Source organism: uncultured Microbacterium sp. (assembly GCF_900078385.1).
Taxonomy (GTDB): Bacteria; Actinomycetota; Actinomycetes; order Actinomycetales; family Microbacteriaceae; genus Microbacterium.
Genome location: NZ_FLQR01000013.1, coordinates 1 through 18,829 on the forward strand (window position 1 = coordinate 1; position 18,829 = coordinate 18,829).

13 protein-coding genes and 1 tRNA gene are annotated in these 18,829 nt (G+C 70.3%); 4 read left to right on the top strand and 10 right to left on the bottom strand.

Features of this window, described 5'->3' with window-relative positions; translation table 11 throughout:
• Positions 1 to 10 precede the first annotated feature (10 nt).
• The 4 genes from QZL85_RS14760 to QZL85_RS14775 all read right to left on the bottom strand — a co-directional run bounded on the left by QZL85_RS14760 (position 11) and on the right by QZL85_RS14775 (position 3,548).
• Positions 11 to 268 carry a DUF6458 family protein gene (locus tag QZL85_RS14760; RefSeq protein ID WP_028495755.1) on the bottom strand — a complete coding sequence of 86 codons (258 nt, stop codon included), beginning with the start codon at positions 266 to 268 and terminating at the stop codon, positions 11 to 13.
• A gap of 88 nt (positions 269 to 356) precedes the next feature.
• Positions 357 to 1,133, bottom strand: coding sequence for an SGNH/GDSL hydrolase family protein (locus QZL85_RS14765; RefSeq protein WP_295578169.1), 777 nt, complete (start codon positions 1,131 to 1,133; stop codon positions 357 to 359).
• A complete protein-coding gene (locus QZL85_RS14770) occupies positions 1,123 to 2,484 on the bottom strand; it encodes an MFS transporter (protein WP_295578170.1) in 1,362 nt (453 codons plus the stop codon). The genes QZL85_RS14765 and QZL85_RS14770 overlap by 11 nt, the downstream gene beginning before the upstream one ends.
• A gap of 32 nt (positions 2,485 to 2,516) precedes the next feature.
• Complete coding sequence (locus tag QZL85_RS14775; protein WP_295578171.1) at positions 2,517 to 3,548, bottom strand: LLM class flavin-dependent oxidoreductase; 1,032 nt, start codon at positions 3,546 to 3,548, stop codon at positions 2,517 to 2,519.
• Between the two features lie 108 nt (positions 3,549 to 3,656).
• Between QZL85_RS14775 and QZL85_RS14780 the strand changes: the two genes are divergently transcribed.
• The gene (locus tag QZL85_RS14780; protein ID WP_295578172.1) at positions 3,657 to 4,283 is read left to right on the top strand and encodes a phosphoribosyltransferase; all 627 of its coding nucleotides are present in this window, start codon (positions 3,657 to 3,659) and stop codon (positions 4,281 to 4,283) included.
• A 6-nt stretch (positions 4,284 to 4,289) separates the two neighbouring features.
• On the opposite strand, the gene QZL85_RS14785 is transcribed toward QZL85_RS14780, so the two are convergent.
• Positions 4,290 to 5,966, bottom strand: coding sequence for a DUF885 domain-containing protein (locus QZL85_RS14785; protein WP_295578173.1), 1,677 nt, complete (start codon positions 5,964 to 5,966; stop codon positions 4,290 to 4,292).
• 32 nt (positions 5,967 to 5,998) lie between these two features.
• Positions 5,999 to 8,632 carry a DNA polymerase I gene (polA, locus tag QZL85_RS14790; protein WP_295578174.1) on the bottom strand — a complete coding sequence of 878 codons (2,634 nt, stop codon included), beginning with the start codon at positions 8,630 to 8,632 and terminating at the stop codon, positions 5,999 to 6,001.
• Positions 8,633 to 8,688: 56 nt separating this feature from the next.
• Here polA and QZL85_RS14795 point away from each other — a divergent pair, with 56 nt between their 5' ends.
• Positions 8,689 to 9,123: a hotdog fold thioesterase gene (locus QZL85_RS14795; RefSeq protein ID WP_295578175.1), complete on the top strand. Its 435-nt coding sequence runs from the start codon at positions 8,689 to 8,691 to the stop codon at positions 9,121 to 9,123.
• Positions 9,124 to 9,135: 12 nt separating this feature from the next.
• On the opposite strand, the gene QZL85_RS14800 is transcribed toward QZL85_RS14795, so the two are convergent.
• Positions 9,136 to 9,756, bottom strand: a complete 621-nt coding sequence (locus QZL85_RS14800; RefSeq protein WP_295578177.1) for an ANTAR domain-containing response regulator — start codon at positions 9,754 to 9,756, stop codon at positions 9,136 to 9,138.
• A 59-nt stretch (positions 9,757 to 9,815) separates the two neighbouring features.
• Between QZL85_RS14800 and QZL85_RS14805 the strand changes: the two genes are divergently transcribed.
• Together QZL85_RS14805 and QZL85_RS14810 are read left to right on the top strand one after the other, a co-directional pair.
• Positions 9,816 to 9,896, top strand: a tRNA-Leu gene (locus QZL85_RS14805).
• 118 nt (positions 9,897 to 10,014) lie between these two features.
• Entirely contained in the window at positions 10,015 to 11,160 is a 1,146-nt protein-coding gene (locus tag QZL85_RS14810) for a ScyD/ScyE family protein (RefSeq protein ID WP_295578179.1), read from the top strand.
• Between the two features lie 67 nt (positions 11,161 to 11,227).
• On the opposite strand, the gene pyk is transcribed toward QZL85_RS14810, so the two are convergent.
• Genes pyk through gltB form a run of 3 tightly spaced genes read right to left on the bottom strand, consistent with a single transcriptional unit; the run spans position 11,228 to position 18,775 of the window.
• Entirely contained in the window at positions 11,228 to 12,676 is a 1,449-nt protein-coding gene (pyk, locus tag QZL85_RS14815; protein WP_295578181.1) for a pyruvate kinase, read from the bottom strand.
• A gap of 50 nt (positions 12,677 to 12,726) precedes the next feature.
• Entirely contained in the window at positions 12,727 to 14,193 is a 1,467-nt protein-coding gene (locus tag QZL85_RS14820; RefSeq protein ID WP_295578182.1) for a glutamate synthase subunit beta, read from the bottom strand.
• Positions 14,186 to 18,775, bottom strand: coding sequence for a glutamate synthase large subunit (gltB, locus tag QZL85_RS14825; RefSeq protein WP_295578184.1), 4,590 nt, complete (start codon positions 18,773 to 18,775; stop codon positions 14,186 to 14,188). Before gltB ends, QZL85_RS14820 begins: the two co-directional genes overlap by 8 nt.
• Positions 18,776 to 18,829: the final 54 nt, after the last annotated feature.

Sequence of the window (18,829 nt, forward strand, 5' to 3'; positions counted from 1 at the left end):
TGGGGACGGTTCAGACGGTCGGGTCACCCGAGGTGCTGGTGGAGTTGCGCGTGACGCGCTCGCCGGCGACCGGATCGACGGTCCGCGTGACGGACTCGGTCTGGCGGCGGCGCAGCATCATGACGATGCCGATGATGAAGATGAGAGCGCCCGCGCCCATCAGGATGTAGCCGATCATGTCGAGGTTGACGAACTCCACGTCCACGTTGACGGCGTAGACGAGGATGGCTCCGATGACGAAGAGCGCGATTCCGGCTCCGATGCTCATTTTGACTCCTTGTGGGTCGGTCGTGGTGTCATCATGACCGATCCCCGCGGCGCGGCGCCTCCTCTTGACAGCGCCGCGCCGATTGTGCTTAATCCGCCGCCGAGACGGCGGTCCAGGTGCCGTATTTCGGTGCCCGACCGTCGCCGGACGATGTGCCGGTGAGCCGGCGCCGCACCCACGGCCCGAGGTGATCCCGCATGTACTCCGCGCGCCGGAGTCGCACGGCCTCCGGCAGTTCGGGAAGCGACCACCACCCGTCGGGGACGCTCTCCCCGAGTGCGGTGAGCACGCGTGCCGCGACCCGGTGGTGGCCGCGCGCGTTCATGTGGAGGCGGTCCTCGGACCAGTAGGCGGGCCGGGACAGCTCGGCATCCGGCCAGTTGAGGGCCTGGACGACGTCGCCGTGATCGCCCATCCGCTCGATCACGGCGGCCGACATGAGGTCGCCGCGCCGTCGGATGACACGGCCCATCGGCAGCTGCGCCGACGGGTTCGCGCCCGAGAGCAGGATCAGGGTGACGCCCTCCTCGTCGCACCGGCGCAGCACGTGCGTGAACGCATCCGCGATGTGCGCGATCGACGTGCGCGGACGCAGCATGTCGTTCCCGCCGCCGTTGAACGAGAGGTGAGTGGGACGCAGAGCCAGGGCGGCCTCGAGCTGCTGGTGCACGATCGGCCACACGAGCTTGCCGCGGATGGCGAAGTTGGCGTAGGCGATCTCGTCACCGCGCGAGCGCGCCCACCCCTCGGCGACGAGATCCGCCCAGCCGCGCACCCTGCCGTCCGGGAGCTCGTCACCCACACCCTCGGTGAACGAGTCGCCGATGGCGGCGAAGCGCACGGCCGGCGTGTGCTCAGCGGTCATCGAGCGTCTGTCCCCTCTTGTCGACGAGTCCCCACGCGGCGCCTGCGGCCACCACGAAGAACACGGCGAAGACGATGAACAGCACGGGCACGCCCCCGAATGCGAGGAGCGGCGGCACGCTCAGCGGCGCGAGGATCGAGGCGATCCGGCCGACCCCGGCCGCCCAGCCCGAGCCCGTCGCGCGCAGCGATGTCGGGTACATCTCCGGCGTGACGGCGTAGAGCGCGCCCCAGGCGCCGAGGTTGAAGAACGACAGGGCCATGCCGGACGCGATGATGAGCGTCTCAGTGCCGGCCTGACCGAACAGGACGGCCGAGACCGCGGAGCCGGCGAGGAAGACGGACAGCGTCAGGCGCCTCCCCCACACCTCGATCAGCCACGCGGCCACGGCGTATCCGGGCAGCTGGGCGAGGGTGATGATGAGGGTGAACCCGAACGACTTCACGAGGTCGTACCCCTGCGAGAACAGCAGGGTCGGGATCCAGATGAACGCACCGTAGTAGGCGAAGTTCACGCAGAACCAGACGAGCCACAGGCACGCCGTGCGCACCGAGAACTCCGCCGACCAGAGAGCCCGGAGCCGCTCCCCCGCCGTCGTCGCGGCGGGGCCCGCCAGGGTCGTCGCCGGGGCGTCCGGCTCGACGCGGCGACGCTGCGACGAGGCGAGCGCCGGCGACGCCTCGAGGCGCGCCACGACGGCCTCTGCCTCGCCGCGCCGGCCCTGCCGCTCCAGCCAGCGCGCCGACTCCGGCAGTCCCCACCGGATCACGAGGGCGTAGACGGCCGGGATGGCCCCGATCGCGAAGGCCCACCTCCACCCCTCGTCGACGTTCGGGATGACGAAGAAGCCGATGAGCGCGGCGGCCGTCCAGCCGACGGCCCAGAACGCCTCCAGGATGACGATGAGGCGCCCGCGCATGCGGGCGGGGGCGAACTCGCTGACGTACGTGCTCGCCACGGGCAGCTCGGCCCCCAGGCCCAGGCCGACGAAGAAGCGCAGCACGAGGAGGAGCGCGAGACCGCCGACGAGCGCGCTCGCGCCGGTCGCGACGCCGTAGATCAGGAGCGTGATCGCGAACACCGAGCGGCGACCGAGTCGGTCGGCGAGGAGCCCGCCGAGCGTCGCGCCCACCGCCATCCCCACGAAGCCTGCGGACGCGATCCACGAGGCCTGCTCCCCCGTCAGCGACCACTCGCTGACGAGCACCGTGATGACGAACGAGATGAGGCCGACGTCCATGGCGTCCAGTGCCCAGCCGACGCCGGAGCCGCCGAGGATGCGGGCGTGGCCGCGCGTGAACGGGAGGGCGTCGAGGCGCGCCACCACCGTCGGAGTCGTGACATCGGTCATGACTGAATGCTACGGATGCCGGGGACCCGCCGTCACCGCGACGCGAGCATGTCCTGCACGAGCGGCGCCACCTGGGTGCCGTAGAGCTCGATGGAGCGCATCATCCGCTCGTGCCCGAGCGTGCCGGTGGAGAACTTCATGTCGAACCGGTCCGCGCCGAGGGTGCGGACGGTGTCCGCGATCTTCCGGGCCACCGTCTCCGGCGAGCCGACGTAGAGGGCGCCCTCGGGGCCGACGTCGTGCTGGAAGCGCAGCCGGTTGTACGGCGGCCAGCCGCGCTCCCGGCCGATCGTGTCGTTCATCGACTGCACGCCCGGGTACGCCTCCTCCCACGCCTGCTGGTCGGTGTCGGCGACGTGACCCGGGGAGTGGACCCCGATCGGGAGCTTCCCGCGCCCGAAGCTGTCCAGCGAACGGTGGTAGAGGTCGACGAACGGCCGGAAGCGCCCGGCCGGCCCGCCGATGATGGCCAGCATGAGGCCGTAGCCGTGCCGAGCCGTGCGCACGACGGACTCCGGGCTGCCGCCGACGCCGACCCACGCCGTGAGGCCGTGTTCGGTCTTCGGGTAGACGTCCGCCTGGTCCAGCGACGCGCGGAGCGATCCCTGCCAGGTGACGGGCTTCTCGGTGAGCAGCTGCGAGAACAGCTCGAGCTTCTCCTCGAAGAGCGTCTCGTAGTCGTGCAGGTCGTAGCCGAACAGGGGGAACGACTCGATGAAGGACCCGCGGCCGAGGATGACCTCCGCGCGACCGTGCGAGACGGCATCCAGCGTCGAGAAGCGCTCGAACACCCGCACCGGGTCGTCACTGGAGAGCACCGTGACGGCCGTGCCGAGTCGGATGTGCGAGGTGCGCGCCGCGGCGGCCGCGAGGACGATCTCGGGGCTCGAGACCGCGAACTCCGGGCGGTGGTGCTCCCCCACGCCGAAGAAGTGGACGCCCACCTCGTCGGCGAGCACCGCCTGATCGACGACGTGCCGGATCGTCTGCGCGTCGCTGACGCGCCGACCCTCCGCGTCCAGGGTGATGTCGCCGAAGGTGTCCAGGCCCAGGTGTACCGTCATGATTCGTCCCTTTCCATGCTGATGAATGGAACTCGGCGCATCGGGCGTGCATTCCCGATGGGATCGCGGCGCATTCCGCCGGCGCACTCACCAGCGTACGGTGGCCCCATGGCCCTCTTCGAGGATCGCGCCGCGGCGGGCCGCGACCTCGCTCGCGCGCTGGATGACCGGCGCGGCGGTGACGCCCTCGTCGTCGGGCTGCCGCGCGGCGGCGTCGTCGTCGCGGCAGAGGTCGCGCGGGCGCTCGGCCTTCCGCTGACCGCCGTCGCGGTGCGCAAGCTCGGCGCGCCGCGCCACGAGGAGTTCGCGGTCGGGGCGATCGCCGACGGGGTCCGTGTCGTGCATCCGGATGCCGACGGCTGGGCGACACCGGCGCAGCTCGCCGCCGTGGAGAAGGCGGAGCGGGAGGAGCTGCGGCGGCGCGAGGCGCTCTACTCGGTGCCGGGGCGCGACCCCGCGGGGCGGACAGTCATCGTCGTGGACGACGGCGTCGCGACCGGCGCGACGGCGACGGCGGCATGCCGCTCGCTGCGCGCCCACGGCGCGGCGCACATCGTGCTCGCGGTGCCCGTCGCACCGGCGGCCTGGCGGCCGGAGCCGGGCGTCGCGGAGGAGTACGTGTGCCCGCACCCGCAGCGGAACCTGTGGGCGGTGGGCCAGTACTACGACGACTTCCGTCAGACGCGCGACGCGGAGGTCGTGGCGCTGCTCGCCCGCGACCTCCGCGTCGACTGACGGTGCTCAGCCCTGCGCGAGCGCCATCCGCAGGGTGTCCAGTCCGACGCCGCCGAGGGTCAGCGCCCGCATGTGGAACTGCTTGATGTCGAACGCGTCGCCCGCGCGCTGCTCGGCCTCGTCGCGGATCTGCTCCCAGATGCGCTGGCCGACCTTGTACGACGGCGCCTGCCCGGGCCAGCCGAGGTAGCGGTTGACCTCGAACTGGATGAACTCGTCCGACATGTTGACGTTCCGGCGCATGAACGCGAGCGCGTAGTCGGCGTCCCACACCCCCTCGCCGTCGAGCTTCGGCTTCTGCAGGTGCACGCCGATGTCGAGCACGACGCGCGCGGCGCGCATGCGCTGACCGTCGAGCATGCCGAGACGGTCGGCCGGGTCGTCGAGGTAGCCCAGCTGTTCCATGAGGCGCTCCGCGTAGAGCGCCCAGCCCTCCGCGTGCCCGCTCGAGCCGGCGAGGAGCCGGCGCCAGGAGTTGAGCTCCGCACGGTTGTACACGGCCTGCGCGATCTGCAGGTGGTGGCCGGGGACGCCCTCGTGGTACACGGTCGTCAGCTCGCGCCAGGTGTCGAAGGTGTCGACGCCCTCCGGAACCGACCACCACATGCGGCCGGGACGGGAGAAGTCGTCGGTCGGGCCCGTGTAGTAGATGCCGCCCTCGTTCGTGGGCGCGATCATGCACTCGAGCTTCTTGATGGGGTCCGGGATGTCGAAGTGCGTGCGGCCGAGCTCGGCGACGGCGCGGTCGCTCGTCTCCTGCATCCACTTCTGGAGCGCGTCGGTGCCGCGGAGCTTGCGGGACTCGTCGGCCTCGAGGAAGGCGACGGCCTCCTCGACGCTCGCGCCGGCCTTGATCTCCTTCGCGATGGACTCCTGTTCGGCGACCATGCGGGACAGCTCCTCGACCCCCCACTCGTACGTCTCGTCGAGGTCGATCGTGGCCCCGAGGAAGCGGCGGGAGTGCAGGGCGTACAGCTCGCGGCCCACGGCGTCCTCGGCGCCCGCGGCGGGCGCGAGCTCGTCGGAGAGGAAGGAGGCGAGGCCGTCATACGCGACGCGCGCGGCGTCGGCGTTGCCGGACAGGTCGCGGGCGAGCGAGGCGGGCAGCGAGCCCTCCTCCGGCGAGGCCTCGGCGGCGAACGTCGCGAAGAAGCCCTGGGCCGCGGTGTACCGGCCGATCTGGGTGACGACCTCGGACACCTGGCGGCGCGCGGGGACGACGCCCTGCGCGATCCCCTGACGAAGGGTTTCGACGTAGCCGTCGATGGCGGCCGGGATCGCTCCGAGCCGGGTGGCGACGACCGCCCAGTCGTCGACGGTGCTCGTCGGCATGAGGTCGAAGACGCTGCGCAGGTCCTGCGCGGGCGAGGCGATCACGTTGAGGTCGCGCAGGTGCGCGCCGGCGTCGTACATCTCGAGGTGCAGGGACAGGTCGCCCTTCAGGTCGGCCTTGGTCACGACGTCGACCTGGTCGACGGGCTCGGCCGCCTCCAGCGCCGCGAGGGTCGCCGCGGCGGCCGCCCGGCCGCGCTCCGTCCCTGCCGGCGACAGATCGTCGAGACGGTCGTTGTATTCGGATCGCCCGATGTAGGTCGCCAGGCCCGGGGACAGTTCGGCGACGGTGTCGACCCAGCCGTCGGCGATCTCATCGATCGGCGTGGGAGTGCGCTGTGCGTCAGTCATCCTCCGAGCCTAAACCGACCCGGGCCGCGAGATCAGTGACCCGCCTCGTTCCAGTCCGCGCCGTGGCCGATCTGCACGTCCAGCGGCACAGTCAGCTCGGCCGCATCGCCCATGCGACTGCGGACGATGCGCTCGACGGCATCCCACTCCCCCGGAGCCACCTCGACGACGAGCTCGTCGTGGATCTGCAGCAGCACGCGCGACGTGAGCTGCTCGGCGGCGAACTCGCCGTGGATGCGGAACAGCGCGATCTTCATGATGTCGGCGGCGCTGCCCTGGATCGGCGCGTTGAGGGCGGCGCGTTCGGCATTCTCGCGGAGGACCCGGTTGGGGCTCGACAGGTCGGGGAACGGTCGACGGCGCCCGAAGATCGTCTCGGTGAAGCCGTCGATGCGGGCCTGCTCGACGGAGGAGCGCAGGTAGTCGCGGACAGCCCCGAAGCGCGCGAAGTACTCCATCATGAGCTGTTTCGCCTCGGACTGCTCGATGCGCAGCTGCTTGGACAGACCGAACGCGGACAGCCCGTAGACGAGGCCGTACGACATGGCCTTCACCTTCGTGCGCATGGCGGATGTGACGTCGGCCGGCTCGACGCCGAAGACGCGGGCGCCGACGAAGCGGTGCAGGTCCTCACCGGAGTTGAACGCCTCCACGAGCCCCGGGTCGCCGGAGAGGTGCGCCATGATGCGCATCTCGATCTGCGAGTAGTCGGCCGTGAGGAGCGTCTCGTACCCCGTGCCCACCTCGAAGGCGGCGCGGATGCGGCTGGACTCCTCGTTGCGGATCGGGATGTTCTGGAGGTTGGGGTCGGTGCTGGAGAGGCGCCCCGTCTGGCTGCCGGTCTGGACGTAGGTGGTGCGGATCCGACCGTCCGCGGCGATCGCGACGTCGAGGGACTCGATGATCTGCCGCAGCTTCATCGCCTCGCGGTGCTGCAGCAGCAGGTCGAGGAACGGGTGCGGGTTCGTCTCCTGCAGGTCTGCCAGGACGGCGGCATCCGTGGAGTACCCCGTCTTCGTCTTGCGGGTCTTCGGCAGCTGCAGCTGGTCGAAGAGCACCTCCTGCAGCTGCTTGGGCGAGCCGAGGTTCACCTCCCGCTCGATCGTCGCGTACGCCTGCTGCGCGATCGCGTCGGCGCGGGCGGCGAGCTCGGCGGAGAACGTCGACAGCTTCACGTGCGAGACGACGACGCCCGCGAGCTCCATGTCGGCGAGGGTGTCGAGGGTGGGCAGCTCGATGTCGGCGAGGACGGATGCCACGCTCTCCGGCAGCTCGGCGCGCAGCGCCTCGGCCACGCGCAGCGTGTACCAGGAGAGCTGACCGGGCGTCGCGCCCTCCGTCTCGGGGACGAGCTGGGTGGGGTCTGCTTCGGGAAGCGTCTCATCGAGGTAGCGGCCGACGAGGTCGGAGAGGTTCTTGTCCGGCAGGCTCGGGCGCAGGAGCCACCCGGCCAGCAACGGATCGAAGGCGAGTCCGGCCAGGCGGACGCCGGCGCGGCGCAGCGCCTTGACCTGCGGCTTCGCGTCGGTGAGCACCTTCGGGGCATCGCCCTCCAGCCAGGGGCGGAGGGCGGCTGCGGCCTCGTCGGTCCAGGCGGTCTCGACGGCCGCTCCGGTGCTCGCGAGGCCGATGCGGACCGGGAGCCCGGCCTGCATCACGAGGGTCACGCCGACCTCGCCGTCGGCCGCCGCCACCCATGCGGCGATCCCCGCCGGGTCGGGCTCGGTCGCATTCGGGGCGGCGGCGCCCGGGCGGGCGGGGGTCTCGGCCGGATCGGCCCCCATCGCTTCGAAGACGCGCGGCAGCAGGGTGCGGAACTCCAGACGCGAGAAGATGTCGCGCACGGCTTCGGCGTCGATCGGCTGCACGGCGAGGTCGGCGGGGCTCGCCTCGAGCTCCACGTCGCGCAACAGGGTGTTCAGCCCCCGGTTGCGCCGGACCCCGTCGAGGTGCTCGCGCAGGTTGCCGCCCACGACGCCCTTGATCTCGTCGGCGCGGGCGAGGAGTTCATCGAGCGATCCGTACTGCGTGAGCCACTTGACGGCGGTCTTCTCGCCCACCTTCGGCACGCCCGGGAGGTTGTCGCTCGTCTCCCCCACGAGCGCGGCGATGTCCGGGTACTTCTCCGGCGGGAGGCCGTACTTCTCGACGACGGCGTCGGGCGTGTAGCGCTTGAGCTGCGAGACGCCCTGCACGTTCGGGTAGAGCAGCGTCACATCGTCGGTGACGAGTTGGATGGTGTCGCGGTCGCCGGAGCACACCAGCACGTCGTAGCCGAGCGCGGCCCCCTGCGTCGCGAGGGTCGCGAGGATGTCGTCGGCCTCGAAGTCCTCCTTCGTGAGGACGCGGACGTTCATGGCCTGGAGGCACTCCTGCAGGAGGGGGATCTGCCCCTTGAACTCCGCCGGCGACTCCGACCTGTTCGCCTTGTACTCCGCGTACTCCCGGGTGCGGAACGACTGGCGCGACGTGTCGAACGCGACCGCGAGATGGGTGGGCTTCTCGGCCTTCACGAGGTTCACGAACATCGACAGGAAGCCGTAGATCCCGTTCGTGTGCTGGCCGTCCTTCGTGGAGAAGTTGTCGACCGGGAGCGCGAAGAACGCACGGTAGGCCAGCGAATGGCCGTCGACGACGAGAAGGGTAGGCTTTGCGGAGTCCGTCACCCTGCAAGCCTAGCCAGCGGAGGCGACACCCGATCCGGACCGTGCGAAGGCGAACGATGACCTCTGACACCAGCCCTGCATCCGTCGACGGACTCGACTGGGCGGCGCGCCGGGGACTCGGTGCGCTCGCCGAGAAGATGGGGATGCGGATCACCGAGTTCGGCGTCGACCGGTGCGTCGCGACGCTGCCGGTCGAGGGCAACACCCAGCCGGTCGGGCTCATGCACGGCGGCGCCTACGTCGTCCTCGGGGAGTCGCTGGGCTCGATGGCCGCGAACCTCCACGCGGGGCCCGGTCGCCTCGCGGTGGGCGTCGACATCAACGCCACCCACACCCGGTCGGCCACGAGCGGCATCGTCACGGGCGTGTGCACGCCGATCCACCTGGGTCGCAGCGTCACGGTGCACGAGATCGTCGTCACCGACGATCAGGGTCGGCGCTGCTCGACGATCCGGATCACGAACATGATCAAGGATCTGCCCGCGAGCTGATCCCGCGCGGCGTCAGGCCTTCTTGGGCGAGAGCTGCTCGATGATGGCCTTCGCGACGTCCTGCATCGTGAGACGGCGGTCCATCGACGCCTTCTGGATCCAGCGGAACGCCTCCGGCTCCGACAGGCCCATCTTCTCGTTCAGGAGGCCCTTGGCGCGGTCGACGAGCTTGCGGGTCTCGAAGCGCTCGACCATGTCGGCGACCTCGGCCTCGAGCGTGATGATCTGCTCGTAGCGGGCCAGCGCGATCTCGATCGCGGGCAGCAGGTCGTTGGGCGTGAAAGGCTTCACGACGTACGCGAGGGCGCCGGCTTCGCTCGCGCGCTCGACGAGCTCCTTCTGGCTGAAGGCCGTCAGGAGGACGACCGGCGCGATGTGGCTCTTGCTGAGCTTCTCGGCGGCGCTGATGCCGTCGAGTACCGGCATCTTGACGTCCATGATCACCAGGTCGGGGCGCAGCTCGGTCGCGAGCTGGACGGCGGTCTCGCCGTCACCGGCCTCGCCGACGACGTCGAAGCCGTTGTCGCGGAGGATCTCGACGATGTCGAGGCGGATCAGGGATTCGTCCTCGGCGACGACGACGCGTCGGGGGGCGGAGGACGTGGACGCCGTGGGCTGTTCCTGATCAGTCACCTGTCCATCCTAGAGCCCAGTGCGCGCTGGTTCCTGCGGTATGGTCGATTCCGGCGTGCGCCGGTGTGGCGGAATGGCAGACGCGACCGACTCAAACTCGGTTGTCTTCGGACGTGTGGGTTCGACTCCCACCACCGGCACCCCTCTGTACGACCCCGCATCCCGGTGCAGCCGGCGACGACCGGGCCCCTTCTCACCCCCCCTTGACCTCGTCGCCGCGACGGAGGAGCCTGAGGTCGGCCGCGCTGACGATGGAGCATGAGCGGTGTTCTCACCGTCATGGGCGGCGCATCCAACGCCGGCCGGCACCGACGACAGTCGACCGGAGGAACCCCCATGAAGATCAAGAAGACGCTGCTCACGGGCGCCGCCGCCGCGGCGCTCCTCGTGTCATCGCTCCTCGCCCCGGCCGCGGCGACCGCGACCGCCCCGGCGAGAGGTCCCGGCGGCGGCGCCGCTCCGCCCGCGGCGACGCTCCTCGTCTCGGGGCTGCAGCAGGCCAGCGGGAGCACCATCGGGCCCGATGGCGCCCTGTACGTCGTCGAGGGCGCGATCGGCCAGGTCACGCGCATCGACACGCGCACGGGCGTGAAGACGCCGTTCGTGACCGGGCTGCCGAAGTCGGTCATCCCGATCGGCGGGCCCATCGATGTGGCCTTCGTCGGCCGTACCGCGTACGTCCTCGTGGCCAACGTCGGTGACGACGTCCCCGGCAGCACGCGGAACGACGTCGACGGGATCTACCGTGTCGACGGTCCGTCCAGCTTCACCGTCATCGCCGACATCGGCGACTGGTCGCTGAAGAACCCGCCGCCGCCGGACATCGACTTCTTCCTCACCCGCGGAGTCGTCTTCGCGATGGAGCCCGTCCGCGGCGGCTTCCTCGTCACCGACGGGCACCACAACCGCGTCCTCAAGGCGTCGTGGTCGGGAGTGGTCACCGAGGTCGAGCAGTTCGCGAACATCGTGCCCACCGGGCTCGCCGTCCGCGTGCCGCGTGTCTACATGGCCGAGGCGGGCCCGGTCCCGCACCTGCCGGAGACCGGCACCGTGGTCTCGTTCGGGCTGAAGAACCCGCAGCCGCGCACCGTGGCATCCGGCTACAGCCTGCTCGTGGACGTCGAGTTCGGCCCGTGCGGGCTGTACGCGCTGTCGCAGGGCGACTCCCCCGGGCAGGTGGATGCGGGTGCGCCGGGCCTGCCCGACAGCGGCGAGCTCCTCGCGGTGAACCGGAACGGCAGGTTCTCGGTCGTCGCGGACGAGCTGGACCTTCCGACATCGGTCGCCTTCGCGCGGCACACCGCCTACGTCACGACCCTGAACGGCGAGGTCTGGAAGATCGGCGACCTCGCGGGCGCCGGACATCACCGCGGGAAAGGATGCGCCGTCACCCGCGGGTGGTGAGCCCGTCCCCGGGAACGACGAAGAGCGGATGCCGCGTGGCATCCGCTCTTCGTGTCCGCTGTCCGGGCTACTTGCCGGCCTGGTAGATCGGGGCCTTGCCGTGCACGGCGTCGCCGATCCGGTGGATGCGGATGTCGTTGGTCGAGCCGATGATTCCGGGAGGCGATCCGGAGATCACCACGACGACGTCGCCTTCCTCGGCCAGCTTGTTCTTCAGGAAGAAGTCGTCCACCTGCAGGAACATGAGGTCGGTGTGCGCGACGTGCTCGACGAGGGTCGACTGCACGCCCCACGTCATCGCCATGCGGCGGCGGATCGCCGGGTCGGCGGCGAACGCCATCATCGGGATCATGGGACGCAGGCGCGACATGCGCCGCGCCGTGTCGCCGGACTCGGTGAAGATGCAGATGTACTTCGCCTCGACGAACTTGGCGACCTCCTCCGCGGCGAGCGTGATGATGCCGCCCTGCGTGCGGGGCTTGGTCGTGAACGGCGCGATGCGCTCCAGGCCGTGGTCCTCGGTCGAGGCGATGATCCGCGCCATCGTCTCGACGACGACGACGGGGTACTTGCCGACGCTCGTCTCGCCGGAGAGCATGACGGCGTCCGCGCCATCGAGGACGGCGTTGGCCACGTCGCTGGTCTCGGCGCGCGTGGGGACCGGGTTCTCGATCATCGACTCGAGCATCTGCGTCGCGACGATGACGGGCTTGGCCATGCGGCGGCAGAGCTCGACGGCCCGCTTCTGCACGATCGGGACGGCCTCGAGGGGCAGCTCGACGCCGAGGTCGCCACGGGCGACCATGATGCCGTCGAACGCGTCGATGATCTCCTCGAGGTTGTCGACGGCCTGCGGCTTCTCGATCTTGGCGATGACGGGGATCTTGCGACCCTCCTCCGCCATGATCGCGTGCACGCGCTGCACGTCGGCGGCGTTGCGCACGAACGACAGGGCGATGATGTCCGCGCCGGCGCGGAGGCCCCAGCGGAGGTCGGCCTCGTCCTTGTCGGAGAGGGCGGGGACGTTGACGGCCACGCCGGGCAGGTTGATGCCCTTGTTGTTGGAGACGGGCCCCGCCACGATGACCTCGGTCGTGACGACCGGGCCGTCCACGGAGGTGACCTGGACGCGCACCTTGCCGTCGTCGATCAGCAGGAAGTCGCCGGGGGTGACGTCTTCGGGGAGACCCTTGAAGGTCGTCGAGACGATCTCCTTGGTGCCCTCGATGTCCTCGGTGGTGATCTTGAACACGTCGCCGACCGCGAGGTCGTGCGGGCCCGCCTTGAACTTGCCGAGACGGATCTTGGGGCCCTGGAGGTCCACCAGGATGGCGACCGTGCGGCCGGCGTCGTCCGCGGCCTTCCGGACGTTGGCGAGACGGGCCTCGTGCTCGCTGTAGTCCCCGTGGCTCAGGTTGAATCGGGTCACGTCGACACCGGCATCGATGATCGCGCGGAGGCTCTCATACGAGGATGTGGCGGGTCCCAGGGTGGCGACGATCTTGGCGCGTCTCACGTACTGACTCCGGTCTTCGGGTTTTGTTAGTGTTCCTTACAGCCTACGCTTCAGGCGGACTGCAAGCCGATCGCGATATCGCGCGGTCGGACGGGGGCGGGAAGGTTCGTCCCTCCCATAAGGTACTCGTCCACCGCCGCGGCCGCCGCGCGTCCCTCGGCGATGGCCCAGACGATGAGCGACTGCCCGCGGCCCGCGTCGCCGGCGACGAAGACGCCCGGCGCGGTCGCCTGGTAGTCATCGCCGCGCTCCACGTTGCCGCGGCCGGTGAAGATCGCGCCCAGCTGGTGCTCGAGCGCGGTGCGCTCGGGACCCGTGAAGCCCATCGCGATGAGGACGAGATCGGCGGGGATCTCGCGCTCGGTGCCGCTCTTGGGCACGCGCGTGCCGTCGCGGTACTCGGTCTCGGCGACCCGGAGGGCCCGGACCTCGCCGGCGTCGTTCGCGAGGAACTCGACGGTCGACGCGAGGAACGTGCGCTCTCCGCCTTCCTCGTGCGCGGACTGCATCTCGAAGACGGTCGGCGTCATGGGCCACGGCTGGTGGTCGGGGCGGGACGACGGCGGCTCCTTGCCGATCGCGAGATTCGTGACGCTCAGCGCGCCCTGGCGGTGGGCCGTGCCGATGCAGTCGGCGCCGGTGTCGCCGCCGCCGATGACGATGACGTGCTTGCCCTCGGCGTGGATCTGGTTCGCGACCTGGTCGCCCGCGACGACCTTGTTCGACTCGACGAGGTACTCCATCGCGAAGTGCACGCCGGCGAGGTCGCGACCCGGGATGGGCAGGTCGCGCGGCACGGTGGCGCCGGTCGCGACGACGACCGCGTCGTACCGGGCGCGCAGGTCGCTCCAGGACAGGTCCGTGCCGATCTCGACGCCCGCGCGGAAGCGCGTGCCCTCGATCTGCATCTGCCGCAGGCGCGACTCGAGGTGGCGCTTCTCCATCTTGAAATCCGGGATGCCGTAGCGCAGCAGCCCGCCGATGCGGTCGTCGCGCTCGTACACCGCGACGGTGTGACCGGCGCGGGTGAGCTGCTGGGCGGCGGCGAGGCCCGCGGGGCCGGAGCCGACCACCGCGACGGTCTTGCCGGTGAGGCGAGCGGGCGGCTCGGGCTCGACCCAGCCGTTCGCGAACGCGTCATCGATGATCGAGACCTCGATCTGCTTGATCGTGACGGCGGGCTGGTTGATCCCCAGCACGCACGAGCTCTCGCACGGCGCGGGACACAGCCGCCCCGTGAACTCCGGGAAGTTGTTCGTCGCGTGCAGACGCTCGATCGCGGAGCGGCCCTCGCCGCGCCACGTCAGGTCGTTCCACTCCGGGATCAGGTTGCCGAGGGGACAGCCCTTGTGGCAGAACGGGATGCCGCAGTCCATACAGCGACCGGCCTGGCGGCGGAGCACGGCGGAGTCGCCGGGCTCGTACACCTCTTTCCAGTCCATGATGCGGACGGGGATGGGCCGACGCGCGGGAAGCTCGCGCTCGGTGACTTTCAGAAAGCCCTTGGGGTCAGCCACCGGTCACCTCCAGGATTCGGGTCCAGACGACGTCGCCATCGGGGTCCAGCCCCTCGGCGGCCGCCTCCTGGCGGGTCTGCAGAACCGCGGCGTAATCGCGCGGCAGGATGCGGACGAAGTTCGACACCTCGGCGTCGAAGTCGTCCAGGAGTGCGGCGGCGAGAGCGGAGTCCGTCTCGGCCACATGCTGCACGAGCAGGTCGCGGAGGATCTCCGCGTCGCCCGCGCCGAGGTCGAGGAGCTCCAGCTCGCCGTTCGCGATCGCCTCGCGGTTCACCAGCGCGGTGTCCAGCTTGTAGACGTACGCGGAACCGCCCGACATGCCGGCGCCGAGATTGCGCCCCGTCGTGCCGAGGATGACGGCGAGACCGCCCGTCATGTACTCCAGGGCGTGGTCGCCGACGCCCTCGACGACGGCGGTGGCGCCGGAGTTGCGGACGAAGAACCGCTCCCCCACGACGCCGCGCAGGAACATCGTGCCCTGCGTCGCGCCGTAGCCGATGACGTTGCCGGCGATGACGTTCTGGGAGGCGTCGAACGTCGCGGCCCGTGGGGGCCGGACGACGATCTGACCGCCGGAGAGGCCCTTGCCCACGTAGTCGTTCGAGTCGCCCTCGAGTCGCAGCGTGATGCCCGCGGGCAGGAAAGCACCGAAGGACTGACCCGCGGAGCCCGTGAGGTTGACCTCGATCGAGCCCGAGGGCAGGCCGTTCTCACCGTGCGCGCGGGTGACGTGATGCCCGAGCATCGTCCCGACGGCGCGGGCGGTGTTGCGGACCGGCAGGTCGATGGCGATGTGACCGCCGTGGACCAGCACATCCTGAGCGCGTTCGATGAGCTGCACGTCGAAGTGGTCCTCGAGCTCGTGGTCCTGAGCCCGCGCGTTGCGCCGCGGCACGTCCGCCGCGAAGGCGGGACCCTCGAGGATGGGCGCGAGGTCCAGCCCGTTGGCCTTCCAGTGCTCGACCGCGCCGTTGACATCCAGCAGCTCGTTGTGGCCGACGGCCTCCTCGAGCGAGCGGAAGCCGAGCTCGGCGAGGTACTCGCGCACTTCCTGCGCGATGAACTCCATGAAGTTCACGACGAACTCCGGCTTGCCGGTGAAGCGCTCGCGCAGCACGGGGTTCTGCGTCGCGACGCCCACGGGGCAGGTGTCGAGGTGGCAGACGCGCATCATGATGCAGCCTTCGACGACCAGCGCGGTCGTCGCGAAGCCGAACTCCTCGGCGCCCAGGAGCGCCGCGATGATGACGTCGCGACCCGTCTTGAGCTGCCCGTCGGCCTGCACCACGACGCGGTCGCGCATGTCGTTGAGCATGAGGGTCTGCTGCGTCTCGGCGAGTCCCAGCTCCCACGGGGTGCCGGCGTGCTTGAGCGAGTTCAACGGGCTCGCGCCGGTGCCGCCGTCGTGGCCGGAGACCAGGATGACGTCGGCGAGGGCCTTCGCGGTGCCCGCGGCCACCGCGCCGATGCCCGACTGGCTCACGAGCTTGACGTGCACCCGCGCCCCGGGGTTCGCGCGCTTGAGGTCGAAGATGAGCTGCTTGAGGTCTTCGATCGAGTAGATGTCGTGGTGCGGCGGCGGCGAGATGAGGCCGACGCCGGGCGTGCCCCCGCGCGTCCGCGCGATCCACGGGTACACCTTCGCGGGCGGCAGCTGACCGCCCTCGCCGGGCTTCGCGCCCTGCGCGAGCTTGATCTGGATGTCGTCGGCGTGCGTGAGGTACATGCTCGTGACGCCGAAGCGGCCGGACGCGACCTGCTTGATCGCGCTGCGGCGCTGCGGGTCGAGCAGACGGTCGGTGTCCTCGCCGCCCTCCCCCGTGTTCGACTTCGCGCCGATGCTGTTCATCGCGATGGCGAGCGTCTCGTGGGCTTCCTTCGAGATGGAGCCGTAGCTCATCGCGCCGGTGGAGAAGCGCTTCACGATCGAAGAGACCGGCTCGACCTCGTCGATGGGCACGGGCGGGCGATGACCCGCGCGCAGGGCGAACATCCCGCGCAGGGTCTTCAGCTCCTTCGCCTGGTCGTCGACGAGCTTCGTGTACTCCCGGAAGATGTCGTACCGGCGCGTACGCGTGGAGTGCTGCAGCCGGAAGACCGTGTCGGGGTTGAACAGGTGCGGAGAGCCGTCGCGCCGCCACTGGTACTCGCCGCCGGTCCAGAGACGCTCGTGGGCGCGGGCCGCCTCGTCCTCGGGGTACGCGTAGTCGTGGCGCGCCTGGTTCTCGGCGGAGATCTCGGTGATCCCGACGCCGCCGAGCTTGGTCTCGGTGCCCGTGAAGTACTTGTCGACGAACTCGTGCGAGAGGCCCACGGCCTCGAACACCTGAGCGCCGGCGTAGGAGGACACCGTGGAGATGCCCATCTTCGACATGATCTTCAGGACGCCCTTGCCGAGCGCGTAGATGAGGTTCCGCACCGCCTTCTCGGGCGTGACGTTCGTGATGAACCCGGCGCGCACGAGGTACTCGACGGTCTCCATCGCGAGGTACGGGTTCACCGCGGACGCGCCGTAGCCGATGAGCGTCGCGACGTGATGCACCTCGCGCACGTCACCGGCCTCGACGACGAGCCCGACCTTCATCCGGTTCTCCTGGCGGATGAGGTGGTGGTGGATGGCGGAGAGCATGAGCAGCGACGGGATCGGGACGAGGTCCTTGTTCGAGTCGCGGTCGCTCAGGATGATGAACTCGACGCCGTCGGCGATGGCGGCATCCACCTCGGCGCACATGGCCTCCAGGCGCGCCTCCATGGAGCCGGGGCCCTGGTCGAAGTGGTAGAGCCCGCGGATCGTGACCGACCGGCGGCCCGGGAGCGCCTTGTCGATGTTCTGGAGCTTGGCGAGCTCGTCGTTGTCGATGACCGGGAAGTCCAACGTGATGACGCGGGTGTGGTCCGCACCCCAGGACAGCAGGTTCCGCTCCGGCCCGATGCCGTGCGAGAGCGAGGTGACGACCTCTTCGCGGATGGAGTCCAGCGGCGGGTTCGTCACCTGCGCGAACTGCTGCGTGAAGTAGTCGAACAGGAGCCGGGGGCGCTCGCTGAGCACCGCGATGGGCGTGTCCGACCCCATCGCGCCGAGCGGCTCGGCGCCGGTCTGCCCCATCGGGGTCAGGAGGATCCGCACCTCCTCCTCGGTGTAGCCGAAGGTGCGCTGGCGGCGCGTGATCGATGCGATGGGGTGCACGATGTGCTCCCGCTCGGGCAGGTCCTTCAGGCGGACGCGCCCGGCATCCAGCCATTCCTGCCACGGCTGAGCCGTAGCCAGCTGCGTCTTGATCTCGTCTTCCTCGACGATGCGCCGGTTGGCGGTGTCGACGAGGAACATGCGGCCGGGGCGGAGCCGGCCGCGCCGCTTGATGCGCTCCGGCTCGAAGTCGAGGACGCCCGTCTCGCTGCCGATCACGACGAGGCCGTCGGTGGTCTCGGTCCAGCGGCCGGGGCGGAGGCCGTTGCGGTCCAGCGTCGCGCCGACGAGGGTGCCGTCGGTGAAGATGAGAGCGGCCGGACCGTCCCACGGCTCCATCTGCATCGAGTGGTAGTCGTAGAAGGCGCGCAGCTGCGGGTCGATGTCGGCCTGCTTCTCGTACGCCTCCGGGACCATCATCATGATCGCGTGCGGAAGGCTGCGGCCGGTGAGGGTCAGGAGCTCGAGGACCTCGTCGAACGATGCCGAGTCACTCGCGCCCTCCGTGCAGATCGGCAGCAGCGGGCGGATGTCGCCGATGAGCTGGGACTCCAGCTGCGACTGCCGTGCCCGCATCCAGTTGCGGTTGCCGTTGACGGTGTTGATCTCGCCGTTGTGCGCGAGCATCCGCAGCGGCTGTGCAAGCGGCCAGGACGGGAAGGTGTTGGTCGAGTAGCGGGAGTGCACGACGGCGAGCTCGCTCGCGAACCGCTCATCCTGCAGGTCGGGGTAGAAGGGCTCCAGCTGCAGGGTCGTGACCATGCCCTTGTAGCCGATGGTGCGCGAGGACAGCGACACGAAGTACGCGTCGTGCTCGCGGCGGGCGCGCTTGCGGAGCCGGTACACGCGACGGTCGAGGTCGATGCCGGACAGCGCCGGCTGGTCGCCCGCGGCGGGGTGCGACACGAAGAGCTGCTCGAAGGCCGGGCGCGCCGCGTGGGCGAGCTTGCCGAGGTTCTCCTGCTCGGTGGGCACCACGCGCCACCCGAGGACCGTGAGACCCTCCGCGGCGGCGATCTTCTCGACGCCCGCCTTGACGGCGAGGCGCGCGGCCTCCTCCAGGGGCAGGAACGCCATGCCGGCGGCGTACTCGCCCACCGGCGGCAGGTCGAAGTCGACGACGGCGCGCAGGAAGGCGTCCGGCATCTGCGTGAGGATGCCGGCGCCGTCACCGGTGCCCGCGTCGGAGCCGATGGCGCCGCGGTGCTCGAGGTTGCGCAGCGCGGTCAGGGCCAGCTGCACGATGTCGTGGCCGGGCTCGCCGCGCAGCGTCGCGACCATCGCCAGGCCGCAGGCGTCCTTCTCGAAGGCAGGGTTGTACATGCCCTGCTTGGGGGGCATGCCCGGCAGCACGCCGGGGCGGTCGACGTCGCGATAGGGGCTCGAAGGCATCGCTACCGTCCTCACATTGATGCTCAACTGGGACGACGTCGGCCCGCGGTGTTC

Coding starts and splice junctions, on each gene's coding strand:
- QZL85_RS14760 (WP_028495755.1), bottom strand. CDS start 268: ATGAGCATCGGAGCCGGAATCGCGCTCTTCGTCATCGGAGCCATCCTC.
- QZL85_RS14765 (WP_295578169.1), bottom strand. CDS start 1,133: ATGACCGCTGAGCACACGCCGGCCGTGCGCTTCGCCGCCATCGGCGAC.
- QZL85_RS14770 (WP_295578170.1), bottom strand. CDS start 2,484: ATGACCGATGTCACGACTCCGACGGTGGTGGCGCGCCTCGACGCCCTC.
- QZL85_RS14775 (WP_295578171.1), bottom strand. CDS start 3,548: ATGACGGTACACCTGGGCCTGGACACCTTCGGCGACATCACCCTGGAC.
- QZL85_RS14780 (WP_295578172.1), top strand. CDS start 3,657: ATGGCCCTCTTCGAGGATCGCGCCGCGGCGGGCCGCGACCTCGCTCGC.
- QZL85_RS14785 (WP_295578173.1), bottom strand. CDS start 5,966: ATGACTGACGCACAGCGCACTCCCACGCCGATCGATGAGATCGCCGAC.
- QZL85_RS14795 (WP_295578175.1), top strand. CDS start 8,689: ATGACCTCTGACACCAGCCCTGCATCCGTCGACGGACTCGACTGGGCG.
- QZL85_RS14810 (WP_295578179.1), top strand. CDS start 10,015: ATGAGCGGTGTTCTCACCGTCATGGGCGGCGCATCCAACGCCGGCCGG.
- gltB (WP_295578184.1), bottom strand. CDS start 18,775: ATGCCTTCGAGCCCCTATCGCGACGTCGACCGCCCCGGCGTGCTGCCG.